The following is a 20,236-nucleotide window of genomic DNA, read 5'->3' as shown; positions in this document are numbered from 1 at the left end:
GGGTCTCCTCGCGAAGCCTGAATCAGATCGCGACACTCACATCAATGGGTCCTGACCCTAGGCTCCACTCGGTTATGATCGCAGCATATGCTGAGCTAGAAATTGCGGTTGCTCTGACAGATCGGCTCGCGACGCTGTCTATGAGTTGGCCGGGCGTAGGGCCGAACGATTGATCGGCCAGCGCAAATTAAACGGCTTATACAACGGTCTCGATGCTCAGAGAAATATCTTCTGTTTGTTAATGCTTAGGTTTGTGAGCCAATCCGCACGGCTCCAACGGCGCTGAGAGGAGCCTACACCTCCGTAGGCACCGTCAAGATCGGACAACGAGGAACAAGCGTCTAAGTTGACCGATTAAGCGATCTCTACCCCGCCGCCTTCGCCAGCCCCTTCGACAATTGCAGCGCGCCGTGCAGCCGCGCGGCCGGGTCCGCCCAGTTGCGGGTCAGCGCCAGCTTTGAATCCGGGCGCAGCTTCGCAATGCCGCCGAGCTTGTCGACATAGGCCAGCAGGCCGGGGATGTTGGGTGGCTTGTCGTCGTGGAACGAAACCAGCGCGCCCTTGGGGCCGACGTCCATCTTGGCCACGCACGCGACCTTGGCGTTCATCTTGATCTCGATGACCTTGACGAGATTGTCGGTCGCTTCGGGCAGGGGCCCGAAGCGGTCGATCATTTCGGCGGCGAAGGCTTCCAGCTCGCGCTTCTCGTCGAGCTCGTTGAGGCGGCGGTAGAGCGCCATGCGCAGGTCGAGATCGGGGACGTATTCCTCGGGGATCAGGATCGGCGCGTCGACGGTGATCTGCGGCGAGAAATCGCGCGGGCGGTTGGCGAGGCCGCCGGCCTTGGCGTCCATGATCGCCTCTTCCAGCATCGACTGGTAGAGTTCGTAGCCGACTTCCTTGATGTGGCCGGACTGTTCGTCGCCGAGCAGATTGCCCGCGCCGCGAATGTCGAGATCGTGGCTGGCGAGCTGGAAGCCGGCGCCGAGGCTGTCGAGGTCAGAGAGGACCTTCAGCCGCTTTTCGGCGGCGTCGGTCATCATCCGCTCAGGAGGCGTGACCATATAGGCGTAGGCGCGCGTCTTCGACCGGCCGACGCGGCCGCGCAGCTGGTAGAGCTGGGCGAGGCCGAAGCGGTCGGCGCGGTTGACGATCATCGTGTTGGCGGAGGGAATGTCGATGCCGCTCTCGATGATGGTGGTGGAGACGAGCACCTCGAACTTCTTGTCGTAGAAGGCGCTCATCCGCTCCTCGACCTCGCTCGCGGCCATTTGGCCGTGCGCGATGACGTAGCGGATCTCCGGCACTTCCTTGCGCAGGAACTCCTCGATGTCGGGCAGGTCGGCGACGCGCGGGGTGACGAGGAAGCTCTGGCCGCCGCGATAATGCTCGCGCAACAGCGCCTCGCGCAGGACGACCGGGTCCCACGGCATGACATAGGTGCGCACCGCGAGGCGATCGACCGGGGGCGTCTGGATGACGGAGAGTTCGCGCAGGCCGCTCATCGCCATCTGCAGCGTGCGCGGGATCGGCGTGGCGGTGAGGGTAAGGATGTGGACGTCGGCGCGCAGCGTCTTGAGGCGTTCCTTGTGCGTGACGCCGAAACGCTGCTCCTCATCGACGATGACGAGGCCGAGGCGTTTGAAGTCGACGGTCTTGGCGAGCAGCGCGTGGGTGCCGATGACGACGTCGATCGTGCCGTCGGCGAGGCCTTCTTTGACGCGCTTGGTCTCCGCCGCGGTGACGAGGCGCGAGAGGCGGCCGATCTGGATCGGGAAGCCTTCGAAGCGTGCGGTGAAATTGTTGTAATGCTGGCGCGCGAGGAGCGTGGTGGGGCAAACGACCGCGACCTGCATGCCCGCCATGGCGGCGACGAAGGCGGCGCGTAGCGCGACCTCGGTCTTGCCGAAGCCGACGTCGCCGACGATCAGGCGGTCCATCGGCTTGCCGGCGGACAGGTCGGCCAGTGTTTCCTCGATCGCGCGGTCCTGGTCGTCGGTTTCCTGATAAGGGAAGCGGTCGACGAAGCTGGGGTAGCCGCTGGAATCGGGCTCGGCGACCTCGCCCTGGCGGAGCGCGCGCAGCGCGGCGGTTGCGATGAGTTCACCCGCGATCTCGCGGATGCGCTCCTTCATCTTGGACTTGCGGCGCTGCCATGCCTCGCCGCCGAGACGGTCGAGGCTCGCGCCTTCCTCGCCCGAGCCATAGCGGCTGAGGACTTCGAGGTTTTCGACGGGTACGTAGAGCTTGTCGCCGCCGGCATATTCGAGCTGCACGCAATCGTGCGGCGCCTTAGCGACCGGGACCTGGGTCAGCCCGACGTAGCGGCCGATGCCGTGATCGGTGTGGACGACGAGATCGCCGGGCGAGAGCGTGGCGAGCTCGGCGAGGAAGGCGTCGGCGGACTTGCGGCGCTTGGCGCGGCGCACGAGGCGGTCGCCGAGCATGTCCTGTTCGGTGAGGACGGCGACCTTGGGGGCGGTGAAGCCGTGGTCGAGCGGGAGGACGATGAGCGCAGTCTGCGTTTCCCCGACACCCTGCGCCTCCTGCCACGTCTCGACGGCCTTCGCGCCGGCGAGGCCGTGATCCTTGAGGAGGTTGCCGAGCCGATCGCGCGCGCCGGGAGAATAGCTGGCGAGGATGGGGGTGCGGCCCTCCTTGCGCAGTGCCTTGAGGTGATCGACGACGGCTTCGTAGACGTTGGTGCCGGCGGCGCGTTCGGGGGCGAAATCGCGCGGGCCGTCGACGGCGAAGTCGATGACGGTGGCGGATTCGGGTTCGTGGAAGGGGGTGGTGACGTGGGCGGTCGCGGTGGCGAGCGCTTCTTCCCACTCCTTGGGGGGCAGGTAGAGCGTCTTGGCGGGGAGTGCGCGGTAGCTGCCGGGCTGGGCGGCCTCGGCGCGCTTGCGGTTCTCATAATAGTCGGCGACCGCCTCGAAGCGGGATTCGCCGGCCGCCTTCACGCCGCCGTCGCGGACGATGAGCGCATCGTCGCCGAGATGGTCGAAGAGCGTTTCGAGGCGGTCCTCGAACAGCGGCAGCCAGTGCTCCATGCCGGCGAGGCGGCGGCCTTCGCTGACCGCCTGGTAGAGCGGGTCGCCAGTGGCGGTGGCGCCGAAGGTCTCGCGATAGCGGCTGCGGAAGCGCTTGATGCTCTCTTCGTCGAGCAGCGCCTCGGACGCGGGAAGGAGAGTGAACCCGGGGATCTTGCCGGTGGTACGCTGGTCGGCGGGGTCGAAGGTGCGGACGCTCTCGATCTCGTCGCCGAAAAAGTCGAGGCGCAGCGCCTGCGTCTCGCCGGAGGGGAAAAGATCGACGAGGCCGCCGCGGACGGCGAATTCGCCCGAGTCGTGGACGGTGTCGGTGCGGACGTAGCCGTTGGCCGACAGGAGCGCGGCGAGCTTGTCACGGGCGATGCGCTCGCCGGGCTTCAGATTGGCGACGAGCTGGCGGATGCGGAACGGGGTTAGCGTGCGCTGCGTGGCGGCGTTGACGGTGGTGAGGACGAGCTGCGAGCCCTTGGGCTTTACCTGCAGCTTGTGGAGCGCGCCGATCCGCTCGGCCATGACGCGTAGGGTGGGGGAGGCGCGGTCGTAGGGGAGACAGTCCCACGCGGGATATTCGACGATCTCGATCTCGGGCGCGAAATAATGCGCGGTGGCGGCAATCGCGCGCATCGCGGCTTCGTCCGACGCGATGAAGATTGCCCGGGTCTTCGCCGCGCGGGCGAGATCGGCGAGCAGGCTGGGGAGGAAACCGCTCGGCGCGCCAGACAAAGTGAGGGGCGCAGCGGCGGTGAGGATCGTCTTCAGATCAGGCAAAACGTGTCCGTTCGTGATGAGCGGCGAAGGGTCAGGCGCCGGGCTGGCTGCCAGGGATGGCGACGGCGAAATCAACCGCGCGCATCGCCTGCATCATCGCGCCGTCCCATTCGGGCGGGCAGGGGATAGAGCCGATCGCCCAACCCATGATGTCGACGTCCTGCTGTTCCAGCAGCCGCTCGAACCATTGCAGCTGTTCCTCGCTCCAGCCAGCGTGATGCGCATCGAAGAAGCCGCCGATCATGAAATCGGCCTCGCGCGTGCCGCGATGCCAGGCGCGGAAGCGGGTGCGCTTCAGGCGGGTGTCTTGATCCATGCAGGCTCCAACGGCAACAGGCCGGCCGCGGTTTCGCGCGGTCGGCTTACGGGCTATCGGGGCAGAGATAGTCATGCGGCCCGATATCCTCAATCCACTGTTCGCCGAGGTAACCGCCCTGAAGGGGGTCGGGGCGGCGCTTGCCAAGCCGCTGGAGCGGCTGGGACTGGGGCGCGTCGTCGACGTCGCGTTCCACCTGCCGAGCGGATGGATCTATCGGATCCCGCGCGACGAGCTGATGGGGCAGGACGTGGGCCGAACGATCGCGATCACGCTGACGGTGCGTGACGTGCGCACTTCGTCCAGCCCGCGCGCGCCGACGCGGGTGCAGGCGGCGGACAGACACGGCAACATCGTAAGTCTCGTCTATTTCGGGCGCTCGGGCGGACTGGTGCGCAAGCTCTACACCGTCGGCGAGCAGGTGCGTATTTCGGGCAAGGTCGAACAATACGGCCAGGATTTGCAGATCATCCATCCCGAGGTCCTTGAGGAAGGTGCCGGGTTCAGGGAGCGCGAGGCGATCTATCCGCTGTCGGAAGGGCTGACCTCCCGGCGGGTCGGGGGTCTCGTCGCGCAGGCGATCGAGCGCGCGCCCGACCTGCCCGAGTGGATCGAGCCGAGCCTGGTCGCGCAGCGCGACTGGCCCGCGTGGAAGGACGCGTTGCTGCGCATCCACGCAGATCCGTCCGATGCAGTGGCGCGGGCGCGGATCGCGTATGACGAGGTGTTCGCCAACCAGCTCGCGCTGGCGCTGGTGCGGCAGGATACGCGCAAGCGGCGCGGACGCGGGCTGCGCGGCGACGGGCGGCTGCGCGACCGACTGAACCTGCCCTATGCGCTGACGGGCGCGCAGGCGCGCACGATCGGCGAGATCGAGGGCGATCTGGCGCAGGACGCGCCAATGCTTCGGCTGCTGCAGGGCGATGTCGGGTCGGGAAAGACGCTGGTCGCCGCGTTGGCGCTGCTGATCGCGGTGGAGGCGGGGGCGCAGGGTGCGCTGCTGGCGCCGACCGAAATCCTCGCGCGGCAGCATCACGAGACGCTGCGCGAGACGCTCGCCGGCTTGCCCATCAACCTCGCGGTGCTCACCGGCCGCGACAAGGGACGCGTGCGCGAGAGCACGCTGATGGGACTGGCGGACGGCTCGATCGATATCCTGATCGGCACGCACGCGATCTTCCAGGAGGCGGTGACCTATCGCGACCTGGGGCTGGTGGTGGTCGACGAACAGCATCGCTTCGGCGTCGCCGAGCGGCTGGCGCTGTCGGCCAAGGGCAAGACGACGCCGCATCTATTGGCGATGACCGCGACACCGATCCCGCGCACGCTCGTCCTCGCGCAGCATGGCGAGATGGACCAGAGCCGGCTCGACGAGATGCCGCCGGGCCGGGAGCCGGTCGAGACGCGAGTGATTAGTGAGGAGCGGCTCGACGAGGTGGTCAACGCGCTCGGCCGGCATCTGGCGGAGGGCAAGCAGGCCTATTGGGTGTGTCCGCTGGTGGAGGAGAGCGAGAAGAGCGATCTTGCCGCGGCCGAGGATCGTGCGGCGACGCTGGCGGCGCGGTTCGGGGATCGCGTGGGCCTCGTTCACGGGCGGATGCGCGGGGCGGAGAAGGACGCGGTGATGGCGCGCTTCGCCGGCGGCGAGCTGGGGGTGCTGGTGGCGACGACGGTGATCGAGGTGGGCGTCAACGTGCCCAATGCGACGCTGATCGTGATCGAGCACGCCGATCGCTTCGGCTTGGCGCAGTTGCACCAGCTGCGCGGACGCGTGGGGCGCGGCGGGGGGCAATCACGGTGTTTGCTGATGCGCGGCAATGCGCTGAGCGAGACGGCGCGCGCGCGGCTGGCGCTGATGCGCGAGACCAACGATGGGTTCCGCATTGCGGAGGAGGATCTGCGACTGCGCGGCGGGGGCGAGTTGCTCGGCACGCGGCAGTCTGGGGAGGCGGCGTTCCGGCTCGCGACGCCGGAGTTGCTGGGTGAGCTGCTGCCGATCGCGGCGGACGATGCGCGCCTGCTGATCGATCGCGACGGCGGGCTGGCAGGCGCGCGCGGGCAGGCGGCGCGGGTGGCGCTGTACCTGTTCGAGCGCGAGGCGGGTGTGGCGCTGCTGCGGTCCGGCTGATAGCCGCGCCGACCATGGCTGCTTTTCTCCCCCTGCTGCTCGCCGCTTTCGCTGGCCTGTGCGTGGCAATGCAATCGCCGAGCAACGCGATGCTGGCGCGCTCGACCGGCTCAATATGGTTCGCCTCGCTCGTGTCGTTCACCGGCGGGGTGACTCTATTGCTGGCGATCTGGGCGTTGTTCGATCGGACGCCGATCGCGGCCGTCCGCAACGCGCCGCCGTGGGCGTGGATCGGCGGATTGTACGGCGTCGTGTTCGTCGCGGCAGTGGCCTATGCGACGCCGCGGCTCGGGCTGGCAGTGACACTGACGGTGACGCTCGCGGCGCAGCTATCGATGGCGGTGGTGCTCGATCACTTCGGGTTGCTGGGATTGAAGCAGGAGCCGGTGACGCTGACCAGGCTGGCCGGGCTGGCGCTGGTGGTTGCGGGGGTGTTCCTGGTTCGGCGGTGATGGCGTTCGTCGCTATCCCTTGCACCATGCGCGGCGGCCGCGGTCTTCCTCCCCGTCCGCGCTAGTGAGGAAGACCTGAGGCTATCCGGCGATCAATAGCCCGTGGTTCTTCTTCCCCGCCGACACGCGCACCGGCTCCGCGCCGACCGTCACGGTCGCCGCTTCGTCGGTCACCTTGTCCGCCCCGATGCGTGCGCCGCCCTGCTTGATCAGGCGGCGAGCCTCGCCCTTCGACGCGCAGAAGCCGAGGCCGACGAGCACGTCCACTAGCGCCACTTCGCCGCTTGCAGCGAAGGTCGGGAGCGCGTCACCGCTAGTGCCTTCCTCGAACGTGCGGCGCGCGGTCTCGGCCGCTTGCTCCGCCGCCTCGCGGCCGCGGCACATGGCGGTGGCTTCGTTGGCGAGGATCTTCTTCGCCTCGTTGATCTCGGCGCCTTGCAGCGACTCCAGCCGGGCGATCTCGTCCAGCGGCAGGTCGGTGTAGAGCCGCAGGAAGCGGCCGACGTCGCGGTCGTCGGCGTTGCGCCAGAACTGCCAGTAATCGAAGTGCGGCAGCTGATCCTCGTGCAGCCAGACGGCGCCCGCGACGGTCTTGCCCATCTTGGTGCCATCGACAGTGGTGAGCAGCGGCGTAGTGACGCCGAACACCTCCGTGCCGTCCATGCGGCGCGCGAGCTCGATCCCGTTGACGATATTACCCCATTGATCGCTGCCGCCCATTTGCAGGCGCACGCCGTGGCGCTGCGACAGCTCGCGGAAGTCGTAGGCCTGCAGGATCATGTAGTTGAATTCGAGGAAGCTGAGCGATTGCTCGCGATCGAGGCGTAGCTTCACCGAGTCGAACGACAGCATGCGGTTGACGGAGAAATGCTGGCCGACCTCGCGCAGGAAGGGGATGTATTCGAGTTTGTCGAGCCAGTCGGCGTTGTCGACCATCACTGCATCGGTCGGCCCGTCACCGAACGTCAGGAAGCGTTCGAAGATGCGGCGGATCGAAGCGACGTTGTCGGCGATGCGATCGTTGGTGAGGAGCTGGCGCGACTCCTCCTTGAACGACGGATCGCCGATCTTGCCGGTGCCGCCGCCCATCAGCACGATCGGCTTGTGACCGGTCTGCTGCAGTCGGCGCAGCAGCATGATCTGGACGAGACTGCCGACGTGGAGCGACGGCGCGGTCGGATCAAAGCCGATATAGCCGGGTACCACTTGGCGCGCGGCGAGCGCATCGAGCGCCGCCGCGTCAGTCATCTGATGGACGTAGCCGCGCTCGGTGAGCGTGCGGAGCAAATCGGACTGATGATCGGTCATGACGCGCGGGCACATGCCCGTCCCGGCAGCGCGTCGCAAGGGAGGCGGCCTTGCATGCCGCTGCGCGTCGGATCAGCGGCGCGGCAGCTGCGCGGTGGGATCGACCGGCGTGCGGCCGCGCCGCAGCTCGAAATGGACTTCCGGGCGATCGGCGAAACCGGTGTCGCCCGACAGCGCGATCGTCTGCCCCTTCTTCACCGCCTGGCCGCGCTGGACGAGCAGCTTGGAGGCGTGACCGTAGACGCTGGTCCAATTGTCGCCGTGACGCACGATGACGAGCCCGCCGAGCGCGGCAATGCCGTCGCCGACATAGGCGACGGTGCCGTCCGCCGCTGCCTTCACCGGCGTATCGATCGGGACGGCGATCTTGATGCCGTTGTTGCGCTCCCCGCTCGCGCCCGCGCCGAAACGGCTGACGATGCGTCCGTCGACCGGCCAGAGGAAGCGACCGGGGCTAGCAGTCGGCGCGGCGACCGCGACCGTCGCCGGCAGCACGCGACGCGCGGTGGCGACCGGCTTGGCGGGCGCCTGGTTGGCGGCGATCGCCGGCTCGCCGCCGGTGATGATATCGTCGATCTCGAGCCGGAAGGCAGCGGCGCGCTCGGCCGCGGAGCGCGGGCGCGCGTCGCCGGGGATCAGCACGCGCTGGCCGGTACGCAGGATGAAAGGTTCAACGAGCGCGTTGGCGGTGACGATCCGAGACCATTCGACGCCATAGGCACGCGCGATCGCGATGCCGGTCTGCCCGGCGCGGACAAGATGGTAGCGGCCGCCAGGGATGGTCAGCCGCTGACCTGTGCGGATCGTGTAGGGCGCCTCCAGCCCATTCGCGCGCGCGACCGCGTCGGCCCCCACGCCGAGCCGTTCGGCGACGAGCCGCAGCGAGTCGCCGGGGCGCACGACATAGACCTGATCGGCAACGTCCCGCGCATCAGCGGCGACCGAACGCGCCTCCCACGCGGGGCGCGGCGCGGGCAGCTTCGCGACTTCGTCCGATTGGCTCAGGCTGGCGTCACCGTCGCGCGGTGCCTGTTCCCGGCGATCGTCATCCTCGCCCGGGCGGTCCCACCCGCGCGACATGTCGCGCGGGCGATCGGCCGGCGATGGGGTGTCGGCTGGATAGGCCGGCCGGTCGACCGACGGGATGCACGCCGCGAGCGTGGACGCGAGCAGCAGCGCAGAGGGAATGGTGATCCGCATCGACGCCTGATCTAGCGCGGCGATCAGCGCGGCTCCAGCCGGTTGAGCCCGCCGAGATACGGCTGCAAGACCGTAGGCACCGCGACCGAACCGTCGGACTGCTGGTAGTTTTCGAGAATCGCCACGATCGTGCGACCGACCACCAGCCCCGAGCCGTTGAGCGTGTGGACGAAGCGGGTCGCCTTTTCGCCATCCGGGCGGAAACGGGCATTCATGCGACGCGCCTGAAAGTCTGTGCAGGTCGAGCAAGACGAGACTTCGCGGTAGCGGTCCTGGCCCGGCAGCCACACTTCGATGTCGTAGGTGCGAGCGGCGGAAAAGCCCATGTCGCCGGTGCACAGCTTCATGCGGCGGAAGGGCAGTTCGAGCCGGGTCAGTACGTCCTCGGCGGCGGTCGTCATCCGCTCATGCTCGGCTTCCGATTGGTCAGGCTCGACGATCGAGACCATCTCCGCCTTGTCGAACTGATGCTGGCGGATGAAGCCGCGCGTATCGCGCCCCGCCGCGCCGGCTTCCGAGCGGAAACAGGGGGTGAGGGCGGTGAAACGCAGCGGCAGATCGGTCGCGGCGAGGATCTTCTCGCGTACGATATTGGTGAGGCTGACCTCGCTGGTCGGGATCAGCCAGCGCCCGTCGGTGGTGCGAAACAGGTCCTCGGCGAACTTGGGCAGCTGGCCGGTGCCGAACATCGTTTCGTCGCGGACGAGGAGCGGGGGCACGACCTCCTCATAGCCGTGATCGCGCGTCAGCACGTCGAGCCCGAACTGGCCGAGCGCGCGTGCCAAGCGTGCCGCATGGCCGCGCACCAGCGTGAAGCGCGTGCCCGAAAGCAGCGCGCCGGTCTCGAAGTCGAGGCCGATCGCGGGGCCGATCGCGTCATGCTCGCGTACCGCGAAGTCGAACGCCGGGCGGGTGCCGCGCTCATGGATCAGCTGGTTGTCGTTCTCGTCTGCGCCGTCGGGCACGTCGGCGAGCGGGAGGTTGGGGAGCGTCGCGAGCAGGCCGTCGAGCTCGGCGGTCAGCGCGCCGTCCTGCGCCTCGAGCTCGGGCAGCCGCTGCTTGAGCGTCGCGACCTCCGCCATCAACGCGGCGGCCGCCGCCTCATTTCTGGCCGCCTTGGCGGCGCCGATCGCCTTGGATGCCTCGTTGCGGCGTGCCTGCCCGACCTGAAGCTCGGTCACGACCTCGCGGCGACGACGATCGAGATCGAGCACCGCATCGGCACGGGTTGCGTTGCCGCGACGCTGCATGGCGGCGTCGAAGGCGGCGGGATCGTCACGGATGAAGCGGATGTCGAGCATGGCGCGGGCGCTATGCCGGGGCGGTTGGAGGGAGGCAACCCAGCCGCCGAGCGAGGCGTTTGAACGGGCAACAGCAATCATAGGAGCAACCGCCATGCACGTGCCGCACAATTCCGTCGTTCTGGTCGCCGACGGTCGCAAGCTGCTGTTCCTCCGCAACGAGGGCGACGAAACCTATCCGAACCTGACGGTCGAACATGCCGAGGAGCGCAACAATCCGGCCGATCGCGACCAGAAGACCGATGCCGCCGGCGCCGCTTCTTCGACGCAGTCGGGGCCAGGCGCGCCGGCGGTGGCGCAGAATGGATCGAACCACGCGCGCGGCGGCGGGGCGCAATTTGCGCCGTCACGCGGATCGTTGGGCGAGACCGATTTCCACCAGCTGGAAGAGGATCGATTTGCGGCCGACGCCGCCGAGCTGTTGAAGAAGCGCGCGCTCAGCAATGACTTCGAGGCGCTGATCGTCGTCGCTCCGCCCAAGACGCTGGGAGAGCTACGCAAACATTACCACAAGGAGGTCAGCGACCGGCTGAGCGGTGAGCTGTCGAAGGACCTGACGGGTCATCCTATTCCGGACATCGAGAAAGCGCTGCTCAACGCCTGATCTTTCGCCGGAGCCAAACAAGAAAGGGCGCCGCGCAGTGATGCGCGGCGCCCTTCTTACAGTAAGCGGCCGGGTTCAGGCGGCGGCGGGCTTCGCCAGCTTGCGGCGGGCGATCAGCGCTGCGGCGGCGGCACCGAACAGAACCAGCATCGGCGGCGCGGGAACCGGCGACGGATTGCCGCTGCTGTTGCCGCTGCTGCTCGGTACTGGCGGCTTGGACCCGCCATTGCTCGATCCCCAGCCCTTCGACGACGAGCCATAGTTGATCTGGCCCTGACCCTGACCCTGCTGCTGGCCTTGTTGCTGGCCCTGCTGCTGCCCTTGATTCTGTTCCTGATGGTTGCTGTTGTTGTTCTCGTTGTGATTCGAATTGTTGTTATTGTTGTGGTTGTTGCTCTCGTTCTTGTTGTCGATGTCGATATCGATCTTGCCGCCGCTGCTCGACGACGAGCTGCTCGAGCTGGAGCTCGACGTGGACGAGATGACGATGCCGCTCGATCCGCTGCCGCCCGAGCCGCCGAAGAAGCCACCGGCGAAGAAGCCGCCGCCGCCGAACCCACCGCCGCCGAAGCCGCCGCCAATCACCGGCGCGACCTGTCCACCGCCCGAGGCGAGGACCGGACCGGCGGGCAGCGGTACGGGGATCGGCGCTGCCTGCGAGGCGACGGTGACGACGGCCGGCGCGCACGACGCGGTCGTCGTGGTGACGATGCGGCGCACCTTGCTGCGACGGACAACGCGCTTCGCCACTCGCTTAGGCGCGACCTTCGCCACCTTGGTGTACGAGGTTCGTGCCTTCTGCGTTTCCGCCACGTGGACCGCGCCGCCGCCGACGACCGCGCCACCGACGGTGCATGCACAGAGTTTCGCTAAAGCCATCCGCACCGACATGATGTCACTCTCTTCGCTCAATGACGACGTCACCGCCGTTCTGGTCCTGTCGCAACGACGAGGCTGCTATCTGCTAAAGTGCGGAACAAAGAATTAAGCGCAACGCCGTTAACCATCATTGCGGCATGCGCGGTCGATTCTTGGCCCCCCGCGCCGGCGCGAATATGGTTAACGTGCCAGCAGGGGACGCTTCCGGCCGCGAACGGGGACGGCGCGCGTCGTTCAGCTTGCGTCAAGCGCCTGGCCGCCATTGCAAAAGTTGCGTTCGCGGACGCTTGTCGGTTCGAAAAGGCATCACTATAGGCGCCGCCAGGGGCGCGGTGGTGCTGACGACACCCTGACGCGGGCGGGGAGATAGTCGATGGCGACGGCGTACAATCGCGTGGACGAATCGGACTTCGAGGGCCGCGGTGCGGCGAACGACGCGGATGACGGGTATCGCCCGCATCCCGACGAGCCGTTCATGAACCCGCGGCATCAGGCGTATTTTCGCGCCAAGCTGCTCGCGTGGAAGGAAGCGATCCTGCGCGAATCGCTGGGCACACTCTCGCAGCTCCAGGTCGACTCGTTGCGCGAAGCGGATCTCAACGATCGCGCATCGAGCGAGACCGACTGGTCGATCGAACTGCGTACGCGCGACCGCCAGCGCAAGCTGATCGGTAAGATCGACGCGGCGCTGCGCCGGATCGAGGATGGCGAATACGGCTATTGCGAAGTGACCGGCGAGCCGATCAGCCTCGGTCGCCTCGAGGCGCGGCCGATCGCGACGATGACGGTCGAGGCGCAGGAGCGTCACGAGCGGCACGAAAAGGTATCGCGCGAGGATTGACCGCTCGGCGTGTTGATACTTCGTCAACCATTGGGGCCATAGTCACCGATCATGGAATCCGTTCGCGCCAGTGTGTTCACCGAGGCCCTTCCCGCCGATGGCGAGCCGCGCGGGCGTGACAGCCTGTTCCTCCATGCGCGGCTGAAGGTGGACGGGTGGCGCGAGGAGCGGCAGGTGCGTGTGCGCAACCTGTCTGCCGGCGGACTGATGGCGGAACTCCCCGAGCCGGTGGAGCCCGACTCGGCAATCGAGATCGAGTTGCGCGGGCTGGGATGGCTGACCGGTCGCGTCGCTTGGCAGACCGAAGGTCGGGCCGGTATCGCGTTCGATCGCACGATCGATCCGCAGCGCGCGCGCAAGCCAGTTGGCCACGGCAAGGACGACGCTGCCCCCCGGCGGGTGCGCTTTCCCCGATAATCGCCGACGAAGGCTGGACGGGCGCGTGCCGATCATGGCAATGGCGCTAGCCTGATCCACGCGGGCGTGGCGGAATGGTAGACGCAGCGGACTCAAAATCCGCCGTTGGCAACAACTTGTCGGTTCGAGTCCGACCGCCCGTACCACGATGATGGCACTCGACGCCCGCCGTGCGATGCGGCATCGCGCGGTGCATGTCCGCCATCGCCTTGCTCCGCTCCCGCACCGCCGCCGCACATGAGATGGTTGACGCCGCCTTCGGATCGCACGACCTGACCGATGCGGGCTCCTATGCCGCCTTCCTTCGCGCGCACGCGCGGGCGCTGCCGCTGGCGGAGGCGCGCGCCGCCGCGGTATGGCCGGCGCTGCGACGACGGATGCCATTGCTGGCCGCCGACCTCGCGATGCTTGACACCGCGCCGCCGCTGCCGGCGAGCGAGGCCGCCGACGTGGGGACGCCCGCCGCATGGGGCGCGCTCTACGTCGTCGAGGGATCGCGGCTGGGCGGCGGGATGCTCGCCAAGATGGTCGGCGCCGACCTACCGCAGGCCTATCTAGGCGCGACCCATCTGCCCGGCGAGTGGCGGCTCATCCGCCAGGCGATCGATGCCGCGGCGGCGCACCAAGACGAAGTGTGGCACGCCGCGATGGTGGACGGCGCACTCGACACGTTTGCCCTCTACGACGCGGCCGCGCGTGCGGAGCGCGCGCCCGCAAGCTAGGCGGGTTTGGCCTCAATCGGCGCGGTGACGATCGTGCGCAGGCCGGGCGCATTGTCGACCTGCTCAAGCTCGCCGCCGAACCGCGCCATGACCGCGTTCATCATCCGGCTGCCGAACCCGCGACGATCACCCGACACGCCGACGCCGTGATCGGCGACAATCAGCCGCAACCGATTGCGATGCTGTTCGAGCGCAATTTCGATCGGCCCGGTGCCGCCCGGGTAGGCGTATTTCGTGGCGTTGATGACGAGTTCGGCGGCGATGAGGCCGAGGTTTACCGCGCGATCAGTCGGAATCAGGATCGGATCAAGATTGGTCGACATCTGCGCTGCCCATTGCGCGCCGAGCGAACCCTTCAAGTCCGAGACGAGATCCTCGAGATAGCGCGCAAGGTCGATCGTCTCGATCTGATCGTCGCGGTAGAGCCGGCGGTGGACCAGCGCGACCGCGGACAGGCGCGAACTTGCCTCGATCAGCTGATCGGCGACCGCACCGGGGCCCGCGTCGCGCGCCTGCAGCGACAGGAACGCCTGAACGAGCTGGAGGCTGTTCTGGACGCGGTGATCCACCTCCTTCATCAGCACGTCTTTCTGCACCAACGCCGCGTCCTTCTCGATGATCGCGCGCTCGAGCTCGCGATAGAGCCGCAGCCGCTCGCGCGCGTCGCTCGCCTCGCGCATCGCGCGGCGCAGCCGGTGCGCGGCTTCGACCTGTTCGAGCGTCCAACGGCGCGAACGACAGTGAACAGACTCGCGCCAAGATTCGAACGATTTGCGCGGCGTTAGCTGGGCGTTGCGATCAAGTTCGACGCCCTTGTGTGGATTGCCCGCCCACTCAATCTCCTCGACCTGCTCGACGCGGAACCAGACCAGCATCGCGTCCTCTTCAGGAACGGGCAGCGCGAGGACGCCGCTCGCGCGATCGGCAAATGCCTCCGCCTGCGGCATCGTTTCCGCCAGGCTGCGAGTGGCGAAGGCATCGGTGGTGTTACGCTCCGCCAGCCAGCGAGCCAGCGCGGCGGTATCGGCGCGCGCTGGGCAATGGCCGTACATTTCTATCCCATCAGCGTCGATAAGCGCCAATCCGTCGCCATCCATCATGCGGCGAATGTCTTCGTGGCGCTCTGCCACGGCACGCCGTAGCGGCGGCTTCAACGCGGGAACAAGCGAGTCTTCCGCCATGCGCAGCGCCAGCCGCTCGCGATAGCTTTCCGCCTCCTCCTTGGTGCGGATCTGGCGGGCGAGCCCGCCGGCAAGCGCCGCGCCCGCGAGCCGCACGTCGAGCGGCATGATGCGCGGCGTGCGGTGGTGGCATGCGATCATGCCCCATAGAATGCCGTCCTTGACGATCGAGATCGATGCCGAGGCGGCAACGCCCATGTTCTGCAGATACTGGACGTGGATCGGCGAGACGCTGCGCAGCGCGACATCGCTGAGATCGACCGTCTCGAACCCGGCAGGGCGAAGCGGCGCGGGTTCGTATCCGGCATCCGGGATGACTCGCGTGCGATTGCGCACGTAGAGCGCGCGCGCCTGACGCGGGATGTCACTCGCGGGGAAGTGATGGTTCATGAAGCTGTGGAGCGCCGGATCGCGATCCTCGCCGACGACGCGCCCGGCATCGTCGTCGAGGAAGCGATAGATCATCACCCGGTCGAACCCCGTAAGCGTGCGGAAGGCGATTGCCGCGCGCGCGCAAAGCGAGGGGATCGTCGCCGCCCGTTCGAAGCCGGCGGCGATCGAATCCATCCACGACAGCATCTCCCCGGCGAGAAGCGGTTCGGCCGAAGCGGGTTCGAGTTCGACGATCAACCACGGCGCGGCCTGATGGATCGCGACGTCGAACCGCTGATCCTGCAGCACGATCGATGCGCCGCGGATCGTGCCGCCGGGCCCGGCCACCAAGGTCGAGAGGAGCGCCGCGACGTCCTGCGCGAGCATCGTGTCGAGCGATTGGCCCAGCCAATCGTCGCCGAATACCTGTTCGAGGCGCCCAGCCCCCGCCACGACGTGCAGCGTCGCGGGGTCGGCGATCAGGACGAGGCCGTGCGGCTGGATCGCGCCGGGGATGTGGATCGGCTCACGATCGCACTCAGTAACATCGGGCGCCGCCCGCTCGCTGCGCGTTGCCATTCGGCTCCTTTACGCCACTTCGGAGCAGCGCAACTACGCTGCTCCGGCGACGCATGGCAAAGCGGCCGACGCCTTGCAACTGATCTGTATCAGCTTAACGCCTACTCAGCGGCCTCGGCGTAGCGGCTGATCATCGCCTGCAGACGGCTCTCGATGATCTGCTCGGCTTCGGCGACGATGCGGTCGACGAGGTCCTTTACCGTCGGCACGTCGTCGATCAGGCCCTGCACCATGCCGGCGGACCAGATCCCACCGTCGGTATCACCGGCCTGCATCGCGTCCTGGCCGCGCTTGCCGGCGACGAGATGCTGGATGTCGCTGAACTGCGCACCGCCGGCGCGCTCGATCTTGACCACCTCGTCCGATACGGCGTTCTTCATCACGCGCGCGGTGTTGTGCATCGTGCGGAAGATGAGGTTGGTGGCGCGCTCGTCGTTCTCGACCATCTTCTGCTTGAAGCTGTCGGCGATCTGCGCCTCCTGCGTGACGCAGAAACGCGTGCCCATGTTGATGCCGTCGGCGCCCAGCGCGAGCGCGGCGACGAGCCCGCGCCCGTCGGCGAAGCCGCCGCTCGCGAGCATCGGGATCTTCACCTTGTTCGCCGCGGCGGGGATGAGGATCAGGCCGGGAATATCGTCCTCGCCAGGGTGGCCGGCGCATTCGAAGCCGTCGATCGAGATCGCATCGACACCCTTGCGCTCGGCCGACAGCGCGTGCCGCACGCTGGTGCACTTATGGATGATCTTGACGCCGGCGGCCTTGAACATCTCCCACTGCTCGGCGACCGCGGGGGTGCCGGCGGTCTCGACCACCTTGATGCCGGCGTCGATGATCACCTGCGCATAAGCGTTGTAATCGGGCGCGTTGATCGTCGGGAAGACGGTGAGGTTGACGCCGAACGGCTTGTCCGTGAGGTCCTGCGCGCGTTTGATCTCGTCCGCCAGCGCCTCGGGCGACGGCTGCGTGAGCGCGGTGATGAAGCCGAGCGCGCCGGCATTGGCGACGGCCGCAACGAGGTGCGCCTTACCGACCCACTGCATACCGCCCTGGGCGATCGGATATTGGATACCGAAGGTTTCGGTGAACCGCGTCTTGAGCATTGTCCTCTCCCCAAAAGGCGCCGTGGCCGGCGCGCTTACGTAACAGATGTTATGGCGGAACGAGCAGCGTCGCAAGCCTTGCGGCCGTGCAGGCCTAGCCGCCGCGGCGCGATGTTGCGCCGCGGCGGCGAGTGCCGATCAGAAGACGCTGCCGAGCGCCTGCTTGCCCGAGCGCGGGCGGATCTGGCTGTTGCGATAGTCGACGTCGTTCCAGTCGAGTTCCTTGAACTCCTGCCGGCGCGGGCCGAGGTAACCGAACAGGAAGGCGGCGACCTTGCGCATCTGGATCTCCTCCGCGCCCTCGGTGATACGATAGCGGCGGTGGTGGCGATAGATGTGCTCGAACGCCTTGTGGCGCGAATAGCCGATGCCGCCGTGGACTTGCATCGCACGATCGGCCGCCTCGCAGCACAAGCGATTGCCCCAATAATTGCACATCGAGACCTTGTCCGAGAGCCGCTTCTCGACCTCGTGGTGCGGCATCTGGTCCATTTCCCACGCCGTCTTGCGGATCAGCAGGCGAAGCATCTCGGCCTGCGTCGCGAGCTCCACGAGCGGGAACTGGATCGCCTGGTTGCGCGCGAGATCCTCGCCGAACGGCTTGCGCTGACGCGCGTAGCGGATCGATTCCTCGATACAGTAGGTCGCAGCGCCGAGTGACGAGGCGGCTTGTCGGATGCGGTTCTCGTGCACGAACGCCTGCGCGACGGGCAGGCCGTTCTCCGGATCGCCGAAGATCGTCGTCTCGGGCACCCACACGTCGGTGAAGCTGACGCGCGGGTGATCGGTCGGCATGTTGAAGGTCCAGAGATATTCCTCGATCTTCACGCCTTCGTCGTCGGTCGGCACCAGGAAGCAGGTGATGCCCTTCGCCGCGCCGTCATCACCGCTGGTACGCGCGAAGAGCGCGCAGTGCGTCGCGACGTGCATGCCGGTCGTCCACATCTTTTCGCCATTGATGACGTAGCCGGGCACGCCGTTGCGCGACTCGGGCTTGGCGCGCGTCTCCATATGGGTCGCGTCCGAGCCGTGATACGGCTCGGTCAGGCCGAAGGTCACGCGGCGCGTGCCGTTCAGCGTGCCGGTGATGAACTCCTCCTTCTGCTCCTCGGTGCCGAAATCGTCGAACATCTTGGCGAAGGGGTTGTTGGCAACGATCGAATGCTCGGTCTGCAGATCGTTGTGGAGGCCGAGGCCCTTGGCGGCGAGATATTCGCGGATGACGCACATCCACAGGTTCGAGCCACCCTTGCCGCCGAACTTCGGGTCCATCGCGAAGCGCAGGTGGCCCGCCTTGTCGGCGCGGCGCTTCGCCTCGCGCATCAGCTCCTCCCACTCGTGGCGCGGCAGGCCGCCGGCCTCAAAATCGGTACGTGCATATTCGCGGCGGTGGTCGAAGAAGCGGACATTGTCGTCGGCGTCCTCCAGCGGCTTGATCTCCGCTTCGATGAAGGAATCCAGCTCCTTGAGATAGTCGAGCAGATCCTGCGGCAGTCCGAAATCCATGGCCCTCTCCCGAATTAAGTCGATCCTTTTAACTTGCGTAGCGCGCTCAGGCAGGATTTACAGCCCCTAAATCAACGGTGCCGGGGAACCATGGCGGAGAGGCTTTCGAAGGACGAGTTGGGGCGGCGGCTATCGGCGATCGCTCCACGCATGGCCGAGGGCGCCGAGCGAATCGACAATCTGGTACGGCTGACCGGCGGGGCGAGCATGGAGACATGGGCGTTCGATGCTGTCGGACCGGACGGCGCGGTGCCGCTGATCCTGCGGCGGCGGACGCGCGCCGTGGAAAGCGCTGCCGTCAACAAGCCGCCGCTGCGCCGCGAGGCGGAGGCGATCGCGCGCGCGGTGGCGGGCGGGGTGCCGGCGCCCGACGTCACCTACGTATGCGACGAGGCGGCGGACGGGCTCGACGAGGCCTATGTCATGCGCCGGGTAAGCGGCGAGACGCTGGGCAAGAAGATCACCAGCGATCCGGCGTTCGAGCCGGCGCGCGGCAAGCTCGCGCGGCAGTGTGGCGCGGCGCTGGCGCGGATCCACGCGGTCGAACCGCTCGACGGGCTCGATCGAACCGATGCGGCGACAACGCTCGCCAATTACGAGGCGACGTGGCGCGCGACGGGCAACGTGCGCCCGACGATCGAAGCGGCGTTCCGCTGGCTCGAGAAGCGGCTGCCAAGCGAACCGGTGACGCCGCGCTTCGTGCACGGCGATTTTCGCAACGGCAACATCATGGTCGATCCCGACGCGGGCCTCGCCGCCGTGCTCGACTGGGAGCTGGTCCATGTCGGCGATCCGGCAGAGGATCTCGGGTGGCTGTGCACCAGCAGCTGGAAGTTCGGGCGGCCTGACCGATACGTCGGCGGCTTCGGCGCCATCGAGGATTTACTCGCGGGCTATGTCGAAGCGGGTGGCGAGCCAATTTCGGCGGCGCGCGTCGACTTCTGGTCGATGCTCGGGAGCCTCAAATGGGGGGTGATGACGATGGGCATGTACGCGAGCTTCGCCGCCGATCCGACCGCCGGGCCCGAGCGAGGGGTGATCGGCCGGCGATTATCCGAGACCGAAGCCGACATCGTCGCGATCATCGAGAGGAATGCGGCATGATCACTCATCCGACGGCGCAGGAGCTGGTCGCTGGCGTCGCGACGTGGCTGCCGGTGGACGGCAGCGCGAGCGTGTTCGGGCTGCGCGTCGCGCGCAATGCGCTTGAGATTGCGGCGCGCGACATGGCACTCAGTCCCGCCGCGGACGCGCACGCGGTGGAGCGGATGCGCGACCTGCTCGGACGTGACGGCACCCGCGACGAACTCGACGCGGCGTTGGTGGAGGCGATCCGCTCAGGCGCGATCGCGCCCGATGACCCGGCGCTGATCGCGCACCTCAAGGCGACCGCGCTCGACACGATCGCGATCGACCAGCCGAAATACGCGCACACGCTTGGCTGACACGCGCCAGCCGCTATAGCCGCTGCACAAACTCCCGTTCGCTCTAAGTCTGTCGAAGGGCGTG

17 protein-coding genes and 1 tRNA gene are annotated in these 20,236 nt (G+C 67.4%); 9 read left to right on the top strand and 9 right to left on the bottom strand.

Annotated elements, in window-relative coordinates; genetic code table 11:
* Positions 1-365: 365 nt before the first annotated feature.
* Positions 366-3,821 (bottom strand): transcription-repair coupling factor, encoded by a 3,456-nt coding sequence (gene mfd, locus B7L05_RS08255; protein WP_085809784.1) that lies wholly within the window; start codon positions 3,819-3,821, stop codon positions 366-368.
* Positions 3,822-3,852: 31 nt separating this feature from the next.
* Complete coding sequence (locus B7L05_RS08250; RefSeq protein WP_085809783.1) at positions 3,853-4,137, bottom strand: succinate dehydrogenase assembly factor 2; 285 nt, start codon at positions 4,135-4,137, stop codon at positions 3,853-3,855.
* Positions 4,138-4,210: 73 nt separating this feature from the next.
* Between B7L05_RS08250 and recG the strand changes: the two genes are divergently transcribed.
* Both recG and B7L05_RS08240 read left to right on the top strand, forming a co-directional pair.
* A complete protein-coding gene (gene recG, locus B7L05_RS08245) occupies positions 4,211-6,265 on the top strand; it encodes an ATP-dependent DNA helicase RecG (RefSeq protein WP_085809782.1) in 2,055 nt (684 codons plus the stop codon).
* 14 nt (positions 6,266-6,279) lie between these two features.
* Entirely contained in the window at positions 6,280-6,717 is a 438-nt protein-coding gene (locus tag B7L05_RS08240) for a DMT family transporter (protein WP_085809781.1), read from the top strand.
* An 81-nt stretch (positions 6,718-6,798) separates the two neighbouring features.
* Here the strand turns inward: B7L05_RS08240 and tyrS are convergent, their stop codons facing one another.
* The 3 genes from tyrS to serS all read right to left on the bottom strand — a co-directional run bounded on the left by tyrS (position 6,799) and on the right by serS (position 10,526).
* A complete protein-coding gene (gene tyrS, locus B7L05_RS08235) occupies positions 6,799-8,025 on the bottom strand; it encodes a tyrosine--tRNA ligase (protein WP_085809850.1) in 1,227 nt (408 codons plus the stop codon).
* 72 nt (positions 8,026-8,097) lie between these two features.
* Entirely contained in the window at positions 8,098-9,225 is a 1,128-nt protein-coding gene (locus tag B7L05_RS08230; protein ID WP_085809780.1) for a M23 family metallopeptidase, read from the bottom strand.
* 23 nt (positions 9,226-9,248) lie between these two features.
* The gene (serS, locus tag B7L05_RS08225; protein WP_085809779.1) at positions 9,249-10,526 is read right to left on the bottom strand and encodes a serine--tRNA ligase; all 1,278 of its coding nucleotides are present in this window, start codon (positions 10,524-10,526) and stop codon (positions 9,249-9,251) included.
* A 94-nt stretch (positions 10,527-10,620) separates the two neighbouring features.
* Here serS and B7L05_RS08220 point away from each other — a divergent pair, with 94 nt between their 5' ends.
* Positions 10,621-11,130, top strand: a complete 510-nt coding sequence (locus tag B7L05_RS08220; protein WP_085809778.1) for a host attachment family protein — start codon at positions 10,621-10,623, stop codon at positions 11,128-11,130.
* A gap of 75 nt (positions 11,131-11,205) precedes the next feature.
* Here the strand turns inward: B7L05_RS08220 and B7L05_RS08215 are convergent, their stop codons facing one another.
* A complete protein-coding gene (locus tag B7L05_RS08215) occupies positions 11,206-12,021 on the bottom strand; it encodes a hypothetical protein (protein ID WP_256926662.1) in 816 nt (271 codons plus the stop codon).
* 361 nt (positions 12,022-12,382) lie between these two features.
* On the opposite strand from B7L05_RS08215, the gene dksA reads away from it, so the two are divergent.
* From dksA to B7L05_RS08195, 4 genes are all read left to right on the top strand, one after another.
* The gene (gene dksA, locus B7L05_RS08210; RefSeq protein WP_085809776.1) at positions 12,383-12,850 is read left to right on the top strand and encodes an RNA polymerase-binding protein DksA; all 468 of its coding nucleotides are present in this window, start codon (positions 12,383-12,385) and stop codon (positions 12,848-12,850) included.
* A 51-nt stretch (positions 12,851-12,901) separates the two neighbouring features.
* Entirely contained in the window at positions 12,902-13,267 is a 366-nt protein-coding gene (locus tag B7L05_RS08205; RefSeq protein ID WP_085809775.1) for a PilZ domain-containing protein, read from the top strand.
* Positions 13,268-13,327: 60 nt separating this feature from the next.
* Positions 13,328-13,413, top strand: a tRNA-Leu gene (locus B7L05_RS08200).
* 48 nt (positions 13,414-13,461) lie between these two features.
* Complete coding sequence (locus B7L05_RS08195) at positions 13,462-13,989, top strand: biliverdin-producing heme oxygenase (protein WP_085809774.1); 528 nt, start codon at positions 13,462-13,464, stop codon at positions 13,987-13,989.
* Here B7L05_RS08195 and B7L05_RS08190 read toward each other — a convergent pair.
* The 3 genes from B7L05_RS08190 to B7L05_RS08180 all read right to left on the bottom strand — a co-directional run bounded on the left by B7L05_RS08190 (position 13,986) and on the right by B7L05_RS08180 (position 18,727).
* Positions 13,986-16,121, bottom strand: coding sequence for a histidine kinase dimerization/phosphoacceptor domain -containing protein (locus B7L05_RS08190; protein ID WP_085809773.1), 2,136 nt, complete (start codon positions 16,119-16,121; stop codon positions 13,986-13,988). The two genes, B7L05_RS08195 and B7L05_RS08190, sit on opposite strands and share 4 nt — an antisense overlap.
* Before the next feature lie 101 nt (positions 16,122-16,222).
* The gene (locus tag B7L05_RS08185; RefSeq protein WP_085809772.1) at positions 16,223-17,221 is read right to left on the bottom strand and encodes a nitronate monooxygenase family protein; all 999 of its coding nucleotides are present in this window, start codon (positions 17,219-17,221) and stop codon (positions 16,223-16,225) included.
* 138 nt (positions 17,222-17,359) lie between these two features.
* Positions 17,360-18,727, bottom strand: a complete 1,368-nt coding sequence (locus B7L05_RS08180; protein WP_085809771.1) for an acyl-CoA dehydrogenase family protein — start codon at positions 18,725-18,727, stop codon at positions 17,360-17,362.
* Positions 18,728-18,877: 150 nt separating this feature from the next.
* On the opposite strand from B7L05_RS08180, the gene B7L05_RS08175 reads away from it, so the two are divergent.
* Positions 18,878-19,831 (top strand): phosphotransferase family protein, encoded by a 954-nt coding sequence (locus tag B7L05_RS08175; protein ID WP_218775998.1) that lies wholly within the window; start codon positions 18,878-18,880, stop codon positions 19,829-19,831.
* A complete protein-coding gene (locus B7L05_RS08170) occupies positions 19,828-20,172 on the top strand; it encodes a DUF6285 domain-containing protein (RefSeq protein ID WP_085809769.1) in 345 nt (114 codons plus the stop codon). The genes B7L05_RS08175 and B7L05_RS08170 overlap by 4 nt, the downstream gene beginning before the upstream one ends.
* The last annotated feature ends 64 nt before the right edge of the window (positions 20,173-20,236 follow it).

Source organism: Sphingomonas sp. TZW2008 (assembly GCF_002117915.1).
GTDB lineage: Bacteria > Pseudomonadota > Alphaproteobacteria > Sphingomonadales > Sphingomonadaceae > Sphingomonas.
This window is presented reverse-complemented; position numbering and strand designations above follow the sequence as displayed.